This is a genomic window from Paenibacillus pseudetheri (assembly GCF_924513355.1).
GTDB lineage: Bacteria > Bacillota > Bacilli > Paenibacillales > Paenibacillaceae > Paenibacillus_AQ > Paenibacillus_AQ pseudetheri.
Genome location: NZ_CAKMAB010000015.1, coordinates 70,762 through 89,729, shown reverse-complemented (window position 1 = coordinate 89,729; position 18,968 = coordinate 70,762). Strand labels below are relative to the sequence as shown.

Sequence of the window (18,968 nt, the reverse complement as noted above, 5' to 3'; positions counted from 1 at the left end):
GATGAACCCCATCACTTAACGGTGAGGGGGTTTTCTTTAAAATATAAGAAAGTATAAGTTTCACGTTATACATTATTCTTATATTTCTCGCATAAACGCTTACCGTCCATTTGGGACGACGAAGGCGTTTTTGCTTGTACATACTGATATTTTGGAATAATAAGGGGAATAAAGACCCATTTTTTTTCGAAAGGACACGCATGCTTGCGGTTTGCCCCAATATATTAATATAATAAAGTATATATTCAAAAACGTGATTCCAGACTGGAGATGAAACCATTGGGAAATTGATACTGAAAGGAACAACTGGCAAGCATCTTGCCGATACTCTGAAAAAACGAAGGAGGTGGGCCTATCCATCCGTACGGAGAATGATGGATAGGATTATAAATTGAGCGACCCTTTACCCGGTATATTACACGTAGGTCTTATTATTCTGTTGGTATTATTAAATGGATTTTTTGTTTCAGTCGAATACGCAATGGTGAAAGTACGAAGCGGTAGAATTGATACCCTTATTGAAGAAGGTAGTAAAAAAGCTTTAAAAGCGAGAAGCATCGTTAGCAACTTGGAAGGTTATCTATCCGCCTGTCAGCTTGGTATTACATTGGCTTCACTTGCGCTAGGATGGTTGGGGCAACCCGCTATAGCTAACCTTGTTGGGCCCTTATTAGGAAGTATAGGTTTTGGAGTAACCGCTGTTAATGTTGTATCTTTGATTATTGCTCTAATGTTTATCACTATCTTGCATATCGTACTAGGAGAGCTTGCACCTAAGACTATTGCAGTTAACAAGGCTGAATCTGTCCTTTTGCTAACATCTGGGCCGATGAATGTGTTTTACAAGATCATGTATCCAGTGATTTGGATCGTAAATGGGCTGGCACGTGGTTTACTACGGATCTTCCGGTTAGCCCCAGCTTCAGAGCTGGGAACGGCGCATACGGAAGAAGAGATCCGTATTATCATGCAAGAAAGTAATAAAAGCGGCTTTATTGATAATACCGAAATGACGCTGGTTGACAATATTTTTGAATTTGTGGATACAATGGCCCGTGAGATCATGATTCCTCGGACAGAAATGATCTGTCTGAATAATCATCTTTCAACGGAAGAGAACCTTGAGATTGCTTTTGATGGAATGAGGACGCGTTATCCAGTCTGTGATGGAGATAAGGATCACATTCTAGGCTTCATTCATATCAAGGACTTAATTAGGGATCGTGAACAAAGCTATAATAAATTAATTCGTCCTATACTAACCGTACCAGAATCTATTCAGATTAGTGCTCTGTTGAAAGTCATGCAGCGCGCAAAGACACAAATCGCCATTCTGATTGATGAGTACGGTGGAACATCAGGAATGGTAACACTGGAAGATATCATGGAGGAGATTGTAGGAGAAATTCAGGATGAGTTCGATGAAGAACGTCCTGGTGTTGAGAAGCTGGGGGAGGATGAACACTCCATTGACGGTTTGATGCTTATTGAAGAGATTAATGATCTTTTGGGTCTCCATATGGAAACTGAGGATTATGATACGATAGGCGGTTGGCTGTATTCTAAACTGGAGGTTAATCCACCTCAAAAAGGGCAGTCTGTAGAATTTGATGATCATCTGTTTATTGTTGAAGAAACGGATAATAAGCGGATTTCTCGAATTAAGCTACTGAAGTTACAGCTATTGACTGAAGAAGCTGGTGCATAACGAACTTATTAGTAATTATTAGGACACAGTGCTATAGCGCTGTGTCTTTTTTACAGCGTTTTTACAGTATTGTTTGCCAAAAAGAGATTAAAAATTATATAATTTTAAATGTATATGATAAAAACTACATTAGTCCACAGAGGACAGAAAGGAACTCTCCTTGAGTAAACCTAATAAAAGTACAAGCGTTCCCCAGCTGAGCAAACAAGAGAAACGGCGGGTAGAACAGGAGCAACAAAAGCAGAAGACGAGAATTTTAATTATTAGTTCAATAGCTTTAGTAGTCATCATTTTTGTTGGATTGTTTATGTTAGCTTCGAAAGATGCCGCAAAAAATGCCACATCGGGAGAACCAGTAGCATTCAATTACAGTGAGCTGCCTAGAGTCGGTAAAGAGGATGCACCTGTTAAAATTGTTGAATTTGGAGATTTAAAATGTCCAGCGTGTTCTCAATTTGCAACTTCAGTTAAACCGAAAATTGTTCAAGATTTTGTCAATGACGGAAAAGCAGCGCTCTACTTTGTAAATATGGCTTTCGTTGGTCCAGACTCTGAGACTGCTTCACTTGCTGCATTATCTGTTTACCATCAGAATCATGATGAATTCTGGAAGTTCTATGATGCTGTATATGCTCAACAAGGTGATGAAAGCGAAGAATGGGCGACTGAAGATTTCTTAGTAAGCCTTGCGGAGAAAGAGAAGTTAGCTATCGATTACGAACTGCTGCGTAAAGATATCAAGGATCGTACGTATGCAGATGAGCTGAATAAGGGTATGCAGTTAGCTAGTGAAGCGGGTGTGACGACTACACCATCCCTTTACATTAATGGGGTAATAACTGCGGATCCACTTAACATTGAAGCGATTTCAACTGAAATTAATGACGCCGCAAAAGCTGTGGAGGTAAAGTGACAAAGTTCCTATCTTTTTGCAAGCGTAACTGCCTGTATCTGGCCTGGTTCGTCTCTTTAGTTGCTGTTGCCGGTAGCTTGTATTTAAGCGAAGTATTGAAATATGAACCTTGTAAGCTTTGCTGGTTCCAACGAATTTTTATGTATCCTCAGCTATTCCTCTTGGGAATTGCGACGTTTCGGGGGGATAAAAGGATTATCCCATATGTACTTCCACTAAGCTTGATTGGTGGCAGTATCTCGATCTATCATTATGCGGAGCAGAAGATTCCTGCGTTAAGTAAAGTGCTTCCTTGTACAATCGGTGTTCCTTGTAATAAGGATTACTTGAACTTTTTTGGATTCATTACGATTCCTTTCCTTGCATTAATCGCTTTTGCTTTAATTAGCATTTTACTTTGGTACGGACGTAAGGAAGAAGAAGTGATGGAATTAGATACAGAGGAAAGTTTAGGGTTTTGACTTTTTAACTTTAAGTGATCCAAAAAAATTTGAAAAGTGATTAAAAACACGGTTCAGTGGGATAATTGAAGAGAATGAAAGAGAGCATCCAATAAGACGCTATATTTGCGGTTATTGGATGTTTTTTCATTCTATTTTCAATATTTTCAATGCTTTACTGTATACACGTTGTAGACTAATATTAGACCTTGTGAGAAGTTGAATATGCGCTGAATTTTCTAAGGAAAAACGGGGGAACCAATCTTGGCATTAGTGCCAATGGGGTGAATCGGAAGGGGTCAATTAGACTTGTACCGTAGGGCTAAACCACAGCCCGAATCCGCCAGCTAACCTCGTAAGCAAAGGTGGGATAATGACCATGCATAGCATGCGGATCATTTCCGTATGCTATTTTTAGTGTCTGCATTTATGAAATCCACCAATGAAAACAGCGCGCGGAATTTCCGTTTCTGCTCTCAAAGAAAGGAACTGTATCCACAATGGTAAGCAAGGTAAAACGACTATTGATCGGGCGTCCGATGAAGTCGAACGAACTCGATCATGAAAAGTTATCCAAGGTGAAAGCACTGGCTGTCCTGTCTTCTGATGCGCTCTCGTCTGTAGCCTACGGAACGGAACAAATTCTGATTGTACTAGTGGCTGTGGGGTTTACTGCCATCTGGTATTCCCTGCCAATTGCATTAGCCGTATTGGGCCTGCTGGCCATCCTGATTTTATCCTATCGGCAGACGATCTACGCTTATCCTCAGGGAGGCGGAGCTTACATCGTTGCCAAGAGTAATCTTGGTGTTCCGACAGGGCTCTTGGCGGGTGGGTCTTTGTTAGTGGATTACATTCTGACCGTAGCTGTTAGTGCGTCGGCAGGGACGGATGCGATCACATCGGCTTTTCCAAGTCTTCATAATCACACCGTTCTTATTGCAGTATCAGTTATTATTTTACTTACTTTGATCAATCTTCGCGGAGTTACAGAATCAGCTTCATTCATTGCGATCCCGGTGTATTTGTTTGTTGTGTCGATTGTAGTGTTGATTATCTCCGGTATTATTAAATATGCAGCAGGTGGCGTGCATGCGAATGTCCCTGAAATTGGCTCTGCTGTTTCTAATGTTAGTTTGTTTCTACTATTAAAAGCCTTCAGTTCTGGCTGTTCGGCACTTACGGGTGTAGAGGCTGTATCTAATGCCATTCCAAACTTTAAAGCACCAGCTGAAAAGAACGCAGCCAAGACCTTAATGGTCATGGGGGTTATACTGGGATTTATGTTTACAGGTATCACACTACTTGCGTATTGGTACGGCATAGTGCCTAATGAAAAGGCAACGGTTGTTTCTCAGATCGCTGAATCGACCTTTGGCCGCGGAACCTTATATTTTTTCATTCAAGGGATCACAGCAGTAATTTTGTTCTTGGCGGCTAATACGGCTTACTCAGCGTTCCCGCTGCTCGCATTTATGTTTGCAAAAGATAAATATATGCCACATGCTTTTATGGTTCGTGGTGACCGTCTGGGCTTCTCCAATGGTATTATTTTTCTAGGCGTTCTGTCTGCTGTGCTTGTAGCTGCATTCCACGGAAATACAGAAAGCTTGATTCCACTCTATGCGGTTGGGGTCTTCATTCCTTTCACATTGTCACAGCTAGGAATGATGGTTCATTGGTTTAAAACAAAACCAGCGGGATGGAAAAAAAGATTTGTTGTAAATACCATCGGTATGCTGACTACATTGACGATTACGCTAATTTTTATTATTACAAAGTTCTCAAGCGTATGGATGGCTTTCATTTTTTTACCTGCTGTAATGTTCGTTTTCCACCGGATTCACAAGCATTATTTGAACACTGCAGATCAGCTTCGTATATGCCCGAGTACAGATAAACCTTTGATTAAAGGCAGCACGGTTGTTGTTCCTGTTGCCGGTGTAACACGTGCCGTACTGCATTCCATCAGCTATGCCAAGTCTTTAACGGATAATGTTGTAGCCGTGTATGTTGGCTTTGATGAAGAGGACATTCAAAAAATGGAGCAACGGTGGGAGGAATGGAATCCAGGTGTACGCCTAATTGTACTTCGTTCCAGATATCGCAGTATTATTCGTCCGTTAGTGAAATTTATTGATACTGTAGAATGGAAGACCGCAGCGACGGATCATATCACGATCCTGATTCCACAGTTTATAACTAAGCATTGGTGGCAAGCCGTACTTCATAATCAGACTAGCTTGTTAATCCGTTCGTATCTAATTAATTCAAAAGATGTTGTAGTTGCGACTGTCCCATATCATTTGAATAAATAATGGATCATTAAGGAGAGGCTATATCCGGAACGTTCGGAATATAGCCTTTTTTGTGTTATTAGGAAGGAAATTATTGCAAATCCACAAAATTTAAAATTTATATGTTGACATAGAGAATGAGAATCAATATCATTTAAAGGTGACTGAGGTAGTCAACACCTTTGAATAACATAGGATGTACACACTAGGAGGGTATTTAATGTTTTTGTTTAACAGAAAAAGATTTGGAAGCATGAAATTAACGATGGTCGGATTAATGGTGATGGTGCTATTCTTATCCGCTTGCGGTAATAATAATCCCGGTAACGCTTCAAACGCAGGAACAGAGCCAACGACGGCACCTACTGCTGAAGCTACAGAAGCTCCTGCAGCGCCTAAGACGTTAACGGATGCAATGGGACATGAAGTAACGATTCCAGCTAATCCTGGGCGTGTACTGGGTTCTTATCTGGAGGATGCTTTGGTAACTCTAGGTGTGACTCCAGTAGCGCAATGGTCAGTGACTAATGGTATTCAAGATTATCTGTCCACTGAATTGAAGGATGTTCCTACGATCAGCTACGATCTTCCGCTCGAGGCAGTAACCAGCTTCGCTCCGGATCTTATTCTCGTCCCATCGGAGTCATCTGTACAGAACGGTATCTATGACCAACTGAATAAGATTGCACCGACTTATGTGATTGGGGATAAGCTAAATCAAGATTGGCGTAAATCGCTACTCAAGATTGGTGAAATTCTGAACAAGACCCCTGAAGCAGAGAAAGCCATTAAAGATTATGAAGTCAAGGCGGCTGCAGCGAAAGAAAAGCTTAAAGGAGCTATTGGAGAAGAGTCCGTCGCGATTTTATGGTTGGTACAAAAGAATTTCTATATTGTAGACGAAACTCGCAGCAGTGGTGCTGTATTATATACAGACCTTGGTGTAACGCTTCCTAACTTAGTAACAGAAATTCCTGTTGGTACAAGAGCTACTTGGAATCCAATTTCGCTAGAGAAGCTTTCTGAGCTGACAGCAGATCATATTATCCTTGTAAATAGTGATAAGACTGAGGGTTCGGGGATTCTGGATAGTGCAATTTGGAAAGGCATCCCGGCTGTAAAAGCTGGTAATGTGCATGAAATGAGCTCAACAAGCAGTTGGCTATACAGTGGTGCGAACGCTGGTGGCAAAATTATTGACGATGTGTTAAAAAGTTTTGTGAAATAAAATGTCGTAATTCACCATGAATGTGACTGATCATTTAGGTGGGGAAGGGCGTGTAGATCAAGTATCTTAGGATACTTAGATCTGCACCATTTTTTTATAAACCATTCCTGTATTACTGAAAATAACTCCTACAATTGTACAACCTAATTTTTTTTTGCGATAATGAGAATGATTGTTGTTATCATATAGACCATTGTAACTATCGATTAAGGAGACGACTCATGGTTTCACCCTCAGATTTCGCACATCGTAATAAAAATGATACACAAAAAACTCTACATACCCGACCGGCAGCTGCAATGGGTATTCTAGTGATTGGACTCGCTGCCATTGCCTTTGGACTGGCACTTTCGGTCTCAGTGGGTGCGGCAGATATCAAGCTAGCTACGGTATGGGAAGCAATATTTCATTTCAATCCAGATATACAAAAACATCAGGTGATAAGAGAACTGCGATTTCCACGCGCGATAGCAGGCGCTTTGGTCGGTGCTTGTTTCGCAGTAGCAGGGGCAATCATGCAGGGGATGACAAGGAATCCTCTTGCGGATTCAGGTCTGTTAGGCTTGAATGCGGGAGCAGGTGTAGCGCTGGCCATAGTTTTTGCTTCTGCACCTTCGCTCTCCTTCACTTCACTTATGTTGTTTTGTTTTATAGGTGCTGCTATAGCGTCTTTTATCGTATTTGGAATCGGGTCGCTATCTTTTAATGGCCTTACACCTTTACGATTGACGCTGGCAGGTTCCGCGGTTAGTGCACTACTAGTTGCTGTTAGTCAGGGCATAGCTATTCTTTTTAACTTATCCCAGGATATAGCCTTCTGGCTGGCTGGCGGAATGGGTGGGGCAAGCTGGACTCAGATCAAGATTATTTTTCCTTGGGTGTTCGTGGCATTAATCGCTGCGATGATGTTATCGCGGTCTGTCACCTTGCTCAGCTTAGGAAGAGAAGTTGCAGTTGGTCTGGGGCAGCGGACAAGATTAGTACAGTTGGCGTGTATGATTGTTGTAGTAGTTCTTGCCGGAAGTGCAGTCTCAATGGTGGGCCCGATTGCTTTTATAGGACTAATTATTCCACATGTAGCACGACATTTCGTTGGAGTAGATTATCGCTGGATCATTCCTTGCTCGGCAGTTCTTGGGAGCTTATTGATCATCTTTGCGGATATCGCCGCTAGAATGATAAATGCCCCTTATGAGACGCCGCTAGGCGCATTAATTGCCATCATCGGTGTACCTTTCTTTATTTACTTGGCGAGTAAGCGGAAGGGGGAGCTTTAATGCACAGAACAACCCTTTCTCCCAATGAAAATGAACGCCGTAGACGTGCTATTTCAGTTTTATCGCTCCTTGCCATATTGATCGTTGTTGTCTTTATTGTCAGTATGAATACAGGATTTATGCGTCTATCCCCACGGGAGGTATTACACACACTGCTGGGTGATGGAACGCATCAGCAAAAGCTTATTTTATTTGATTTCAGATTACCTCGCATCGTAATTTCATTGTTGGTTGGAGCGGGCTTTGCAGTGTCAGGCTGTATTTTACAAAGTCTCGCTAGAAATGCACTTGCCGAACCGGCTACGCTGGGCATAAGTGCGGGTGCAGGTTTTGCGGTAATCATTTTCATCTCGTTTTTTCCGGCTACAACAGCAGCTCCGGTATTTGTCTTGCCGCTCTTAGCGCTTGGGGGGGCTAGCTTAACCGCCGCTTTAATCTATATTCTTGCTTATAGAAAAGCAGATGGTCTATCTCCAACAAGGTTGATTCTTATCGGGATTGCGGTCGCTGCCGGAATTAATGCTTGCCAGCTTGTGTTGGCACTTCGGCTTGACCCTAATAATTATCAATTTGTAGCGACTTGGATCGCCGGGAAAATATGGGGTGGCGATTGGAGATTCGTTCTTGCTCTGCTACCTTGGATAGCGATTCTGTTACCGTTCGTCTTCTATAAAGCTCGTATTCTTAATGTATTGAATCTAGGGGACCATACTTCATTAGGACTTGGAATGCGAGTGGAGAAGGAGCGTATTCTCCTTCTAGTGACAGCAGTTGCGCTTGCCGGCTCCTGCGTTGCTGTAAGTGGGGGAATTGGCTTTGTCGGCCTAATTGCACCACATCTAGCCCGCAAGCTTGTGGGACCTCGTCATCAGGTATTATTGCCCGCTAGTGCGTTGACAGGGGCGCTTCTTATGATTACTGCTGATACTATCGGTAGATGGGTGTTACAGCCTGCAGAAGTTCCAACAGGCATCGTGGTTGCGATCATTGGTGCACCTTACTTTTTATATTTACTCGCCAAATCAAAAGCATAATGCGTACGAAGCGAGTTTTACTATGTAGTTCATTCTAGGAGCATAGCTCCATAAAACTTTTAAGGAGTTGTTAACATGTCAGAACGTTTGAACACAGAAGAGTTAAGTATTGGGTATGCAGAGGCTACAATTGTTAAAGGGTTGAACTTAACTATCCCTACGGGAAAAATCACCGCACTAGTGGGGGCTAACGGTTCTGGTAAATCTACAATTCTTAAGACAATGGCCCGGATCATGAAACCTAAGAGCGGCAGTGTAATGCTGGACGGCAAATCGATCCATAACTTTTCAACGAAAGAGGTAGCCCGTCAGCTTGCGATCTTACCGCAAAACCCTACGGCTCCAGACGGTCTGACGGTTTCTGAGCTTGTCAGCTATGGCCGTTTCCCGCATCAAAAAGGATTCGGCACAATGACAGCTGAGGATCGCAGCATTATCTCCAATGCCATCACTGTTACAGGTATGGAGCCTTTCCATGACCGTCCGATTGACCGCTTATCTGGTGGACAACGTCAGCGTGCTTGGATCGCTATGGCATTGGCGCAAGAAACTGACATTCTTTTTCTGGACGAACCAACAACATTTCTAGATATGGCTCACCAGCTTGAAGTTCTACAGCTTCTGCAAAAGCTGAATGAGGAAGAAGGCCGTACCATTATCATGGTAGTGCATGATTTGAATCATGCTACTCGTTATGCACAGCATATGGTAGCTATTAAATCCGGTACTGTGGTTAGTGAAGGCTCACCTACTGAAGTTATGACACCTGATGTACTGCGGGAAGTGTTTGGAATTGAGGCAGATATTGTTCCAGATCCACGCACCGGTGTGCCGCTGTGCCTTCCTTACGAGCTTGCAGCCTACAAAGCTGTGTAATCATAATTGAAAATCATACAACGAACAGGCTCCCGTCATTGACAAGGGAGCCTGTTCGTTGTTACAGTTGTGGTTGCCTACAAATCCATGATACCACTACTAAAAATAGATAAGGACCATCATTTATACATGGTTAAAGGAGTATGAACATGAATATTGACAAAATTCGAAATGACCTAGAGCAGCTAATGACTGCAGGAATTGTAAAGAGTCATGAGAACTTAAAAGATCACGTGTATACCAAAATGGGCGGTAAAGCTGATATTTTGGCAGCACCAGCTACTTATGAGGAAATTCAAAAGATCGTTACATATGCGGAACAGAATGGGATAACCCTTACAGTACTTGGGAACGGCTCCAACGTGATTATTCGTGACGGCGGTGTGCGTGGGATCGTTCTACAAACGGCAGGACTTACGGAAATGGGGATTAGGGATAATCTCTTATATGCGGAGTGCGGCGCCAAGATTATAGATGTGTCCCGATATGCATTGGATATGGAGCTTACGGGTCTTGAGTTCGCCTGTGGTATTCCAGGAACGGTTGGTGGAGCGTTATACATGAACGCAGGCGCTTACGGCGGAGAAATTAAAGATGTACTGCATAGTGCGCTGGCTATAACTAAGAGCGGACAATTGGTGACTCTGCAAGGGGATGAGCTGCAATGGGGATACAGAAAAAGCGTGTTCGCAAGCGGTGAATACATCGTGCTTGAGGCCAATTTTGCTATGACTTCTGGTGATGCCTTAGCCATCAAGGCGAAGATGGATGAACTGACTTACTTGCGTGAATCGAAGCAGCCGCTTGAGTATCCTTCCTGTGGGAGTGTCTTTAAACGTCCTCCAGGTCGGTTTGCAGGTCAGTTAATTCAAGAGAGTGGCTTGCAAGGAACAAGAATCGGTGGTGCTGAGGTCTCCAAAAAGCATGCCGGATTTATCGTAAATGCTGATAATGCAACCGCCAGCGATTACATTGGACTGATTCATCATGTAAGAGCGACTGTGAAAGATAAATTCGGCGTGGAGCTTGAAACTGAAGTGGAGATCATTGGAGAAGAATAACCTATAATTAGTAAGAGCCCGCAGATTACTGCGGGCTCTTTTGCTGTCATTACATATGGTTTAATCCACTGAAAGGGTATATTTAGCTCTATCGGTAGTTATTTCGGCCTTGCGATCACCTATGTCCTCAATCCGAAGCCCGTCAATAGCTAAGTCATAGGTGGAGTGTGGTAGCGATACTAGCTCACCATCAGCATTTAAAGTGCTGCCAAATCCTTTTAATATTAACGCACTCCCGAGATAATCATCGATAACATCCTCTGCACTCCGAAACGCAACGGCCTCCAGATTAAAATGAATTTTATCCAGATCTCGAAGCTCTTTCTTTTCAATTACAATGGTTTCATTCACATGACTGTTAATCCAGTCCATTAGTTTCTGTATACTTTGTTCCATTAGATGATCCCACCCTTACCTCGAAGATTATTATGTTTAAGTTACCCTTTTCTTAGGATTTGAATCCGAATGTTACAGAATAGCAACAACAGAGATAATCCTCTACAACCAGAATAAGGATAGAAGAAAGTTAACTATTCTAAAAAGGGGGGAGTGTTATTGATTCAGCTAACTGAGGTCTCAAAATATTATCAGGAGAGAGGTGTGCAGTTGATCGAATTACTTTCACGGTGGAGAAAGGTGAGGTCTTTGGATTTCTAGGTCCAAATGGTGCAGGGAAGACTACAACGATGCGCATGATGACAGGGCTTCTTCAGTCTACAAGCGGAGAAATTTTAATTAATGGCATGAATATTTCACGTCATAAAAAAGAAAACCATGCTCAAATTGGTGTTGTTTTCGAGCTTCCCAATCTGTATATACGCTATTCTATACGAGAAAATTAGAGCTGTTTGCCGAATTGTATGGTGTGCCTGTAAATCGAGTGAATAAAGTCATGGAAACCCTCCAGCTGTAAGATAAGGAAAAAGCTAAAGTAAGCAGCTTATCCAAAGGCTGGAAGCAGCGTGTTCTAATCGCCAGAGCATTATTACATAAGCCTCAAGTGTTGTTTTTAGATGAGCCTACAAGTGGGTTAGATCCAAATTCAGCTTCACTCATACGTAATCATATCAAGAGAATTCAAGAAGAAGGCACAACCATTGTTTTAACGACGCATGATATGCACGAAGCCGAGGAATTAAGCGATAGAGTAGGCATCATGCACGCTGGTGCATTGGTGGCACTTGATGAACCGCATAGACTTAAGACCATTTATGGTAAACCAGAAATTGAAGTTAAATATCAGCAGGATGGGAAAGTGGTTATGAAATCCTGGCCGATTGCAGAAGAAGCTGTTAATTTTGCCTATATTTATGGCTAAAATCATCATCACTGTAGTGGACAAGGGCGGGTTGGACTTCATGCTTCTTTCTACTTGGATATTGTTTGCGCAAGTGATGGTTGGGATCATGATTACCGGTCCAGGATTAATTGAGGAGCGGGAGTGTAAAACCTTTGATGCGCTGTTGATTACTCCTTCATGGATTTATTACCTTCCTTGCTGTATATGTTATTGGGTGGAATTATTTTTGTGTAAGTTGGAATTATCATTGGTTTAAAGGTAAGTTCCTCCAAACATGGTTCAGCCATCAGCTCCGCATTTATGGTTGTATTTTTCTTGGTCAGAATTTGAACAGTATTCTAAATGGAGAAGGAGTACTGCTCCTAGAAAGCCTGCTTTTGCTCTTGTGGATTGTGGTGCTTTCGTTCTGGATTTGGAAGACGGGAAAAGCGTAGAACTTGTCAGAAGCAAGTTACCATGGTATATTCAAGACGCAATATGATTGAAGAAGAAGTCTGTACGGATTGTGCAGGAGAGGTTCGCGAACTCCCTCTATAAAAAACTAAGAGTATATTAAATCATATAAGCGGATGCAGTCCTTAACCCGGACGTTGCTTCCGTTTCTTCTTAGTGGAGCCAAGTTTTCGAAATCTCGTTCTTCTTTCCATTATCGGCCAAGGCCGAAGGAAAAGAGAGGGGTTTTTTGTCGTGTCAGAAGGAAGATTGAAAGAGGAAATGCAAGAAGTCACTTTGCTTGGTAATCAGGGAACGCAGTACAAGTTTGGTTATGATCCAGCTATTCTTGAGGTGTTTGATAACAAGCATCCAGGGCGTGATTATTTTGTTAAATTCAACTGCCCTGAGTTCACTAGTCTTTGTCCTGTTACAGGTCAGCCGGATTTTGCCACACTGTATATTTCGTATATTCCTGAACAGAAAATGGTGGAATCCAAATCATTAAAGCTGTATCTGTTTAGCTTCCGTAACCACGGTGACTTTCATGAGGACTGCGTCAACATTATTATGAATGATCTGATCTCACTGATGGACCCGCGTTACATTGAGGTATGGGGCAAGTTCACTCCGCGTGGAGGCATATCTATTGATCCTTATTGCAACTATGGAAGACCGGGTACGAAGTATGAGGCAATGGCGGAGCACCGCTTAATGAATCACGACCTCTATCCGGAAAAAGTGGATAACCGCTAATCCCAACAAGTTGATAAGGAGAGATAAAGATGAACAAAAAAGCACTCGTCGTATTTAGCGGCGGACAAGATAGCACCACTTGCCTGGTTTGGGCTTTGAAGCAGTTTGAAGAAGTACAGGTAGTGACCTTCAACTACAATCAGCGTCATGCGGCGGAAATCGAAGTGGCTACAGAAATAGCTGCTAAGTTTAATGTAAAACAGCATATCCTTGACCTTGGGCTGCTAAATCAGCTGGCACCAAATGCACTCACACGTCAGGATATTGATATCGTTGCTGGTGAAGGGGATGAGCTCCCAAGTACGTTTGTGGATGGACGAAATCTGTTGTTTTTATCATTTGCCGCCATATTAGCTAAACAGCTGGGGTACTCCCATATCGTTACTGGTGTCTGCCAAACAGACTTTAGCGGGTATCCGGACTGCCGTGATGTTTTTGTGAAATCATTGAATGTTACGCTGAATTTATCCATGGACTATGAGTTTGCGATACACACTCCGCTGATGTGGCTGGATAAAAAAGAAACGTGGAAGATGGCCGATGAGCTGGGTTATTTTGATTATATCCGCGAACACACCCTGACCTGTTACAACGGAATTATTGGCAGTGGCTGTGGAATTTGTCCAGCTTGTCTATTACGTCAGCGTGGTCTTGAACAATATGAGGCGGAGAGAACGGGGGTAAGCTCTTAATGCTTAACGAGGTCTCAGTCTGCAAAATATTTACGTTCGACGCGGCGCATCAGTTAGTGGGTCACAAAGGGAAATGCAGCAACCTGCATGGACATACGTATAAGCTTGAAGTAGTGCTTAAGGGCAAACCTATGACCGCTGAAGGTCACTCGGATGAAGGTTTCGTCATTGATTTCAGCGATATCAAAATGACAGTACAACAAAGCCTTGTAGATCGTTTAGATCACGCTTTTCTCGCTATGGGAAATGAACCTGTGTTAGAGACGTTAACGGATACTGGTTCCAAAGTAGCTTTGCTGTCTTTTCGCACCACAGTTGAAAATATGTCCTGTTATATAGCTTATAAGCTGAAGCAAGCGGGACTGCCGCTGTACGCTGTAAAGCTGTGGGAGACACCAACCTCCTGGGCAGAGGTGCTGGCTGAAGATATCCCTGAGGATGGGCCATCTTACCGCTTGTATGGAGGCTGCGACTGTGAGTAAGATTCCCGTAATTGAAATGTTCGGTCCGACCATTCAAGGTGAAGGTGCGGTAATTGGTGTGAAGACGATGTTTGTCCGCACCTATGGCTGCGATTATCGCTGCAGCTGGTGTGACTCCGCTTTTACTTGGGATGGTACTACTAAGGATAAGGTTCAAATGATGACCGCGGATGAAATCATGAATGAACTATTAGCGTTAGCTGGAGATAATTTCGACTGTGTTACGATTTCAGGCGGTAATCCTGCTTTGATTGGTGAAGGAATGGGCACTTTTATCAACCTGCTACACGAGCGAGGGATACAAGCTGCAATAGAAACTCAGGGCAGTAAATGGCAGGAATGGTTCAATGACGTGGATGTGCTGACCATCAGTCCCAAGCCGCCAAGCTCAGGGATGACGACGAATTGGGAAATACTAGATAACATCATGAGTAAGATGGAGAATCTGGGCCGCTTTACGCACAGTCTTAAAGTCGTTGTGTTTGATGATAAGGACTTTAATTATGCAAAAGACATTCACCAGCGATATCCAAATGTGCAGCTCTTTCTGCAGCCTGGGAATGATGATGTCACTGAAGAGGGCGACATTTCTGCTCGACTTTTGGGAAGGCTGGAGTGGTTGTTTAATAAAGTAATCTTGGATCCAGAAATGAATAGAGTGCGTGTACTTCCGCAACTGCATGCATTGATCTGGCATAATAAGCGTGGCAAGTAAAAAGTATTGAAATGTAACGGGTGTCTGCTTAGCAGATGCCCTTTTTTTATTGATTTGAATCTTTAAACAGGTAGAAAGAATGTCCCATCATCTGGTATGATTTTCATAAAAGTTGCAGGAGGTACTTAATGGGAAATTCAACTGCACTATTAATTATCGATGTTCAAGAAGCTATGTTCTCCTATCCTGGTCAAAAGCTGTACGATGAAGAGGGTGTGATGGAAAGGATTGTCTCCCTTCAACAAAAAGCTCGAATAGCAGGTACTCCAATAGTTTATATTCAACACACTGAAGATGAGGAATATACAAAAGGTACACCCTCATGGCAGATCAGTCACCGCATCACACCGCAGAAAGGCGAAGTTATTGTGGAGAAGCCGACTTGGGATGCTTTTCACCGAACCGAACTGCAAGATGAGCTACAAAAGCTCGGGATCACGAATCTGGTGATTTGTGGGATGCAAAGTGAGTTCTGCCTAGATACGACGATAAGACGTGCTTATAGTATGGGATATAAGAGCGTTCTCGTTCAAGATGCTCATAGCACCTTTGATAACGGGGTTCTGAGTAGTAGTGAGATCATTAAGCATCATAATGCGGTAATTGGAGGTAGATTCGCCCAGTTACGAGCTGAAAGCGAGGTTCAGTTCTAGATGAATACACCTCAGGCTGCCATGAAACCTATTCAGCGTTCTCGCCTTAGACTATTTGCCGGAAAGCGATATTTTATTTGGAAAAGATATTTGAAATGGTGGACTAGCCGCAGCAAGGTGGCGAAGCAGCGTACAAGTGAAATTTTATCTAATGAAGTGATGACTCATGCTACACCGTTATTAAGAAGTCTACGGAATGTAGATATGGTACTTCAATACAATAAAATAACCAATTTACGTCTGGCGATAGCGAAACTGGATGGGCTCATGGTGCGCCCGGGGGAGACTTTTTCCTATTGGAGAAGCATCGGTAAGCCCAGTAAGCGAAAAGGGTATCTGGACGGGATGGTGCTGCATTATGGTGGCTTCCATTCTGGAGTTGGCGGGGGACTGTGCCAGTTGTCCAATCTGATCTACTGGATGGCCTTGCACACTCCACTTACTGTCACGGAACGACATCGGCACAGCTATGATGTATTTCCAGATGAACAGCGTACACAGCCTTTTGGAAGCGGGGAGACCTGTTCATATAACTATTTGGATCTTCAGCTGAAGAATAACACTCCACAGACGTATCAATTAAAGCTCTGGCTGGATGACAGTCATTTACATGGGGAATGGAGATGCGATGAGCAGTCCCTTTATGAATATGAAGTGTATGAAAGTGATCATCGGATTAGCCTAGAACCTTGGGGAGGGTATATCCGCAGTAACAAGATTAGCCGAAAAGTATTTACACGGACCGGAGAGCTGGTTGGAGATGAAGCTATAACCGATAATTACGCACTTATGATGTATTCTCCGCTTCTTCATGGATAAGAGGATAGGGCTTAGGGTTATAACATAGAAAGACACATTATCGTTCAACCCTATGCCATACTTCAAAGGAGCGGATTCACAGCATGAAGGCCCTCACCTACCAAGGGAAGAAGAAAGTGAAAGTTAAAGATGTAGCTGATCCAAAGCTTGAGAAAAAGGATGACATTATAGTTCGGATCACCTCTACAGCGATTTGTGGATCAGATCTGCACATTTTTAATGGTGAAATTCCAGGTATGCATGATGACTATGTTATTGGTCATGAGCCTATGGGAATTGTTGAAGAGGTAGGTCCTGAAGTAACTAAAGTTAAGAAAGGCGACCGTGTCATTATTCCCTTTAATGTGGCCTGTGGTCAGTGCTTCTTCTGCCAGCATGAGATGGAGAGCCAGTGTGACAATTCTAATGATGCCAAGGATACTGGCGGTTATTTAGGGTATTCCGATACTTATGGCGGCTTTGCTGGCGGGCAAGCTGAATTGCTGCGGGTTCCTTATGGTAATTTCGGCCCTTTTGTAGTTCCTGAGGATGCAGAAATGGAAGATGAGAGGCTGCTTTTCTTATCAGATATTGTGCCTACAGCTTGGTGGGGAGTAGAAAGCGGAGGAGTGAAGTCTGGGGATACGGTCATTGTTCTCGGCTGCGGGCCGGTGGGACTGCTTACTCAAAAATTTGCTTGGATCAAAGGCGCCTCTAGAGTTATTGCTGTTGACCATATTGGCTATCGGCTGCAGCATGCGAAGTTGACCAATAATGTTGAAGTTTATAACTTTGAAGAGATCAAGGATATTGCAGCTCATTTGAAGGAGATAACCAGTGGGGGCGCAAATGTAGTAATTGACTGTGTAGGCTTGGATGCCAAAATATCTGCCTTGGAAAAAGTGGAGACCACGCTGAAGCTACAGGGAGGCTCACTCAGCGCATTTAGAATGGCCACGGATATCGTACGTAAATTCGGAACTATTCAGCTTGTAGGAGTTTATGGGCTTAATTACAATATGTTCCCGCTGGGTCATCTATTTGAACGTAATATTACTCTAAAGATGGGACAAGCCCCTGTTATTCACTATATGCCTTTGCTTTATAAGATGATTAAAGAGAATAAATTTGATCCTACAGATATCATTACGCATCGCCTGCCAATCAGTAAAGCGGAGCATGGCTATGATGTTTTTAGTGAGAAAAAAGAGGATTGCATCAAGGTGGTTCTGAGGCCGTAGCCTATAAGAAGCATATGCTCTCGTCAGAAATGACATTGCTTATGCTTTTTTTTAGTGAAATCTAGTGAAAATAGATGCATTTTTTCACGGTGTGCGTTAAATTAACATAAGTGACTTAAGATATTGAAAGGACGCGTACCATGTGAAGCTTAAAAAACCGCCACTTCCTATTCCGATTTTAATGATGATTGGGATTGTGGCTATCTCTTTTTCTGCCATTTTTATTAAGTGGTCTGCAGCGCCAGCATCTATACAAGGAATGTATCGGCTGTTGTTCACCTCCCTGCTGATGTTGCCTTTTGCAAGAACATACAGCGGAGCAGCGTTCGCTCTTCGTAAAAAAGACTGGATCATGCTAGTGCTCTCAGGCACTATGCTAGCTCTACATTTTTTGCTTTGGATGGGCTCTTTGAAGTATACTTCGGTAGCTAGTTCAACGATGATTATGGCGCTGGAGCCAGTGTTTATTATGCTGGGTGTTTATTTTTTGTATAAAGAAAAAACGGCTGTATCTGCGATTCTGGGGCTGAGTATTGCTATTGGCGGAGTAGTGTTTATCGGCTGGGGAGATATTGGTATCTCTGCAGATAATCTTAAAGGTGATTTGTTATCGATTGGAGGTACAGTAGCGGTAGCTGTGCATATGCTTATCGGTCAAAAGCTTGTAGTGCGCATGCCTTCATATTTGTATAGCTTGATAGTGTTCTTGTCAGCGGCTGGCGTGTTTGCTATATATAATCTGATAATGGGGATTGCCTTCTTCAACTATCCTGCGAATGAGTGGGGAATCTTCCTATTGCTAGCGGTGGTACCAACGGTGTTCGGCCATATTTTATTTAATTGGTTACTTCAGTATGTATCCGCAACTACGGTATCAATGAACATCTTAGGAGAACCAGTGGGGGCAAGTATCCTAGCTTATCTGCTCTTAGGAGAACAATTAACTGCGCTACAATGGGCAGGTGGACTTTTGGTTATGTTTGGACTGGGCGTATATTTGTATGCTGGTAGAAAGAAAACAATTCAGTTGGCAGATGCCATTCAGAATGCTTCATAACAGATATT

General features: G+C 42.9%; 20 protein-coding genes, 1 pseudogene and 2 riboswitches. Of the genes and pseudogenes, 20 read left to right on the top strand and 1 reads right to left on the bottom strand.

Going from position 1 to position 18,968, the window contains the following annotated elements; all coding sequences use genetic code 11:
• Positions 1-391 precede the first annotated feature (391 nt).
• The 9 genes from L1028_RS15610 to murB all read left to right on the top strand — a co-directional run bounded on the left by L1028_RS15610 (position 392) and on the right by murB (position 10,834).
• Positions 392-1,708 (top strand): hemolysin family protein, encoded by a 1,317-nt coding sequence (locus tag L1028_RS15610; protein WP_234535338.1) that lies wholly within the window; start codon positions 392-394, stop codon positions 1,706-1,708.
• 160 nt (positions 1,709-1,868) lie between these two features.
• Positions 1,869-2,621, top strand: a complete 753-nt coding sequence (locus L1028_RS15605; RefSeq protein ID WP_234535336.1) for a DsbA family protein — start codon at positions 1,869-1,871, stop codon at positions 2,619-2,621.
• Entirely contained in the window at positions 2,618-3,082 is a 465-nt protein-coding gene (locus L1028_RS15600; protein ID WP_042128176.1) for a disulfide oxidoreductase, read from the top strand. Before L1028_RS15605 ends, L1028_RS15600 begins: the two co-directional genes overlap by 4 nt.
• A gap of 197 nt (positions 3,083-3,279) precedes the next feature.
• Positions 3,280-3,438: riboswitch (cyclic di-AMP (ydaO/yuaA leader) on the top strand.
• Between the two features lie 123 nt (positions 3,439-3,561).
• Entirely contained in the window at positions 3,562-5,379 is a 1,818-nt protein-coding gene (locus tag L1028_RS15595) for an APC family permease (protein WP_234535334.1), read from the top strand.
• A gap of 199 nt (positions 5,380-5,578) precedes the next feature.
• Positions 5,579-6,586 (top strand): ABC transporter substrate-binding protein, encoded by a 1,008-nt coding sequence (locus L1028_RS15590; protein WP_234535331.1) that lies wholly within the window; start codon positions 5,579-5,581, stop codon positions 6,584-6,586.
• 221 nt (positions 6,587-6,807) lie between these two features.
• Positions 6,808-7,863 (top strand): FecCD family ABC transporter permease, encoded by a 1,056-nt coding sequence (locus L1028_RS15585; RefSeq protein WP_234535329.1) that lies wholly within the window; start codon positions 6,808-6,810, stop codon positions 7,861-7,863.
• Complete coding sequence (locus tag L1028_RS15580; protein ID WP_234535327.1) at positions 7,863-8,897, top strand: FecCD family ABC transporter permease; 1,035 nt, start codon at positions 7,863-7,865, stop codon at positions 8,895-8,897. Before L1028_RS15585 ends, L1028_RS15580 begins: the two co-directional genes overlap by 1 nt.
• A 75-nt stretch (positions 8,898-8,972) precedes the next feature.
• Entirely contained in the window at positions 8,973-9,773 is an 801-nt protein-coding gene (locus L1028_RS15575) for an ABC transporter ATP-binding protein (RefSeq protein ID WP_042188632.1), read from the top strand.
• A gap of 149 nt (positions 9,774-9,922) precedes the next feature.
• A complete protein-coding gene (gene murB, locus L1028_RS15570) occupies positions 9,923-10,834 on the top strand; it encodes a UDP-N-acetylmuramate dehydrogenase (RefSeq protein ID WP_234535325.1) in 912 nt (303 codons plus the stop codon).
• A gap of 60 nt (positions 10,835-10,894) precedes the next feature.
• Here murB and ymzB read toward each other — a convergent pair whose 3' ends face one another.
• Entirely contained in the window at positions 10,895-11,230 is a 336-nt protein-coding gene (gene ymzB / locus L1028_RS15565; protein WP_234535323.1) for a protein YmzB, read from the bottom strand.
• A gap of 185 nt (positions 11,231-11,415) precedes the next feature.
• Between ymzB and L1028_RS31195 the strand changes: the two genes are divergently transcribed.
• From L1028_RS31195 to L1028_RS15510, 11 genes and pseudogenes are all read left to right on the top strand, one after another.
• Positions 11,416-11,676: an ATP-binding cassette domain-containing protein gene (locus L1028_RS31195; protein WP_341482551.1), complete on the top strand. Its 261-nt coding sequence runs from the start codon at positions 11,416-11,418 to the stop codon at positions 11,674-11,676.
• Between the two features lie 95 nt (positions 11,677-11,771).
• A pseudogene (locus L1028_RS15555) lies at positions 11,772-12,152 on the top strand (AAA family ATPase); the annotation flags it as partial.
• Positions 12,145-12,390: a hypothetical protein gene (locus L1028_RS15550; RefSeq protein ID WP_234535320.1), complete on the top strand. Its 246-nt coding sequence runs from the start codon at positions 12,145-12,147 to the stop codon at positions 12,388-12,390. The pseudogene L1028_RS15555 and the gene L1028_RS15550, both read left to right, overlap by 8 nt.
• A 251-nt stretch (positions 12,391-12,641) precedes the next feature.
• Positions 12,642-12,685, top strand: a riboswitch (PreQ1 riboswitch).
• 163 nt (positions 12,686-12,848) lie between these two features.
• Positions 12,849-13,322, top strand: a complete 474-nt coding sequence (gene queF, locus L1028_RS15545) for a preQ(1) synthase (protein ID WP_042193989.1) — start codon at positions 12,849-12,851, stop codon at positions 13,320-13,322.
• 29 nt (positions 13,323-13,351) lie between these two features.
• Complete coding sequence (gene queC / locus L1028_RS15540) at positions 13,352-14,014, top strand: 7-cyano-7-deazaguanine synthase QueC (protein ID WP_234535318.1); 663 nt, start codon at positions 13,352-13,354, stop codon at positions 14,012-14,014.
• Positions 14,014-14,496 carry a 6-pyruvoyl trahydropterin synthase family protein gene (locus L1028_RS15535; protein ID WP_234535315.1) on the top strand — a complete coding sequence of 161 codons (483 nt, stop codon included), beginning with the start codon at positions 14,014-14,016 and terminating at the stop codon, positions 14,494-14,496. Before queC ends, L1028_RS15535 begins: the two co-directional genes overlap by 1 nt.
• Positions 14,489-15,211: a 7-carboxy-7-deazaguanine synthase QueE gene (gene queE / locus L1028_RS15530; RefSeq protein WP_234535313.1), complete on the top strand. Its 723-nt coding sequence runs from the start codon at positions 14,489-14,491 to the stop codon at positions 15,209-15,211. Before L1028_RS15535 ends, queE begins: the two co-directional genes overlap by 8 nt.
• Before the next feature lie 128 nt (positions 15,212-15,339).
• On the top strand, positions 15,340-15,864 hold the full coding sequence (locus L1028_RS15525) for a cysteine hydrolase family protein (protein WP_234535311.1): 525 nt from the start codon (positions 15,340-15,342) through the stop codon (positions 15,862-15,864).
• Positions 15,865-16,683: a VanW family protein gene (locus L1028_RS15520; RefSeq protein ID WP_234535309.1), complete on the top strand. Its 819-nt coding sequence runs from the start codon at positions 15,865-15,867 to the stop codon at positions 16,681-16,683.
• A gap of 83 nt (positions 16,684-16,766) precedes the next feature.
• On the top strand, positions 16,767-17,903 hold the full coding sequence (locus L1028_RS15515) for a zinc-dependent alcohol dehydrogenase (RefSeq protein WP_234535307.1): 1,137 nt from the start codon (positions 16,767-16,769) through the stop codon (positions 17,901-17,903).
• 142 nt (positions 17,904-18,045) lie between these two features.
• Complete coding sequence (locus tag L1028_RS15510) at positions 18,046-18,960, top strand: DMT family transporter (RefSeq protein ID WP_234535305.1); 915 nt, start codon at positions 18,046-18,048, stop codon at positions 18,958-18,960.
• Positions 18,961-18,968: the final 8 nt, after the last annotated feature.

Coding starts and splice junctions, on each gene's coding strand:
- L1028_RS15595 (WP_234535334.1), top strand. CDS start 3,562: ATGGTAAGCAAGGTAAAACGACTATTGATCGGGCGTCCGATGAAGTCG.
- L1028_RS15590 (WP_234535331.1), top strand. CDS start 5,579: ATGTTTTTGTTTAACAGAAAAAGATTTGGAAGCATGAAATTAACGATG.
- L1028_RS15585 (WP_234535329.1), top strand. CDS start 6,808: ATGGTTTCACCCTCAGATTTCGCACATCGTAATAAAAATGATACACAA.
- L1028_RS15580 (WP_234535327.1), top strand. CDS start 7,863: ATGCACAGAACAACCCTTTCTCCCAATGAAAATGAACGCCGTAGACGT.
- L1028_RS15575 (WP_042188632.1), top strand. CDS start 8,973: ATGTCAGAACGTTTGAACACAGAAGAGTTAAGTATTGGGTATGCAGAG.
- murB (WP_234535325.1), top strand. CDS start 9,923: ATGAATATTGACAAAATTCGAAATGACCTAGAGCAGCTAATGACTGCA.
- ymzB (WP_234535323.1), bottom strand. CDS start 11,230: ATGGAACAAAGTATACAGAAACTAATGGACTGGATTAACAGTCATGTG.
- L1028_RS15550 (WP_234535320.1), top strand. CDS start 12,145: ATGGCTAAAATCATCATCACTGTAGTGGACAAGGGCGGGTTGGACTTC.
- queF (WP_042193989.1), top strand. CDS start 12,849: ATGCAAGAAGTCACTTTGCTTGGTAATCAGGGAACGCAGTACAAGTTT.
- queC (WP_234535318.1), top strand. CDS start 13,352: ATGAACAAAAAAGCACTCGTCGTATTTAGCGGCGGACAAGATAGCACC.
- L1028_RS15535 (WP_234535315.1), top strand. CDS start 14,014: ATGCTTAACGAGGTCTCAGTCTGCAAAATATTTACGTTCGACGCGGCG.
- L1028_RS15525 (WP_234535311.1), top strand. CDS start 15,340: ATGGGAAATTCAACTGCACTATTAATTATCGATGTTCAAGAAGCTATG.
- L1028_RS15520 (WP_234535309.1), top strand. CDS start 15,865: ATGAATACACCTCAGGCTGCCATGAAACCTATTCAGCGTTCTCGCCTT.
- L1028_RS15515 (WP_234535307.1), top strand. CDS start 16,767: ATGAAGGCCCTCACCTACCAAGGGAAGAAGAAAGTGAAAGTTAAAGAT.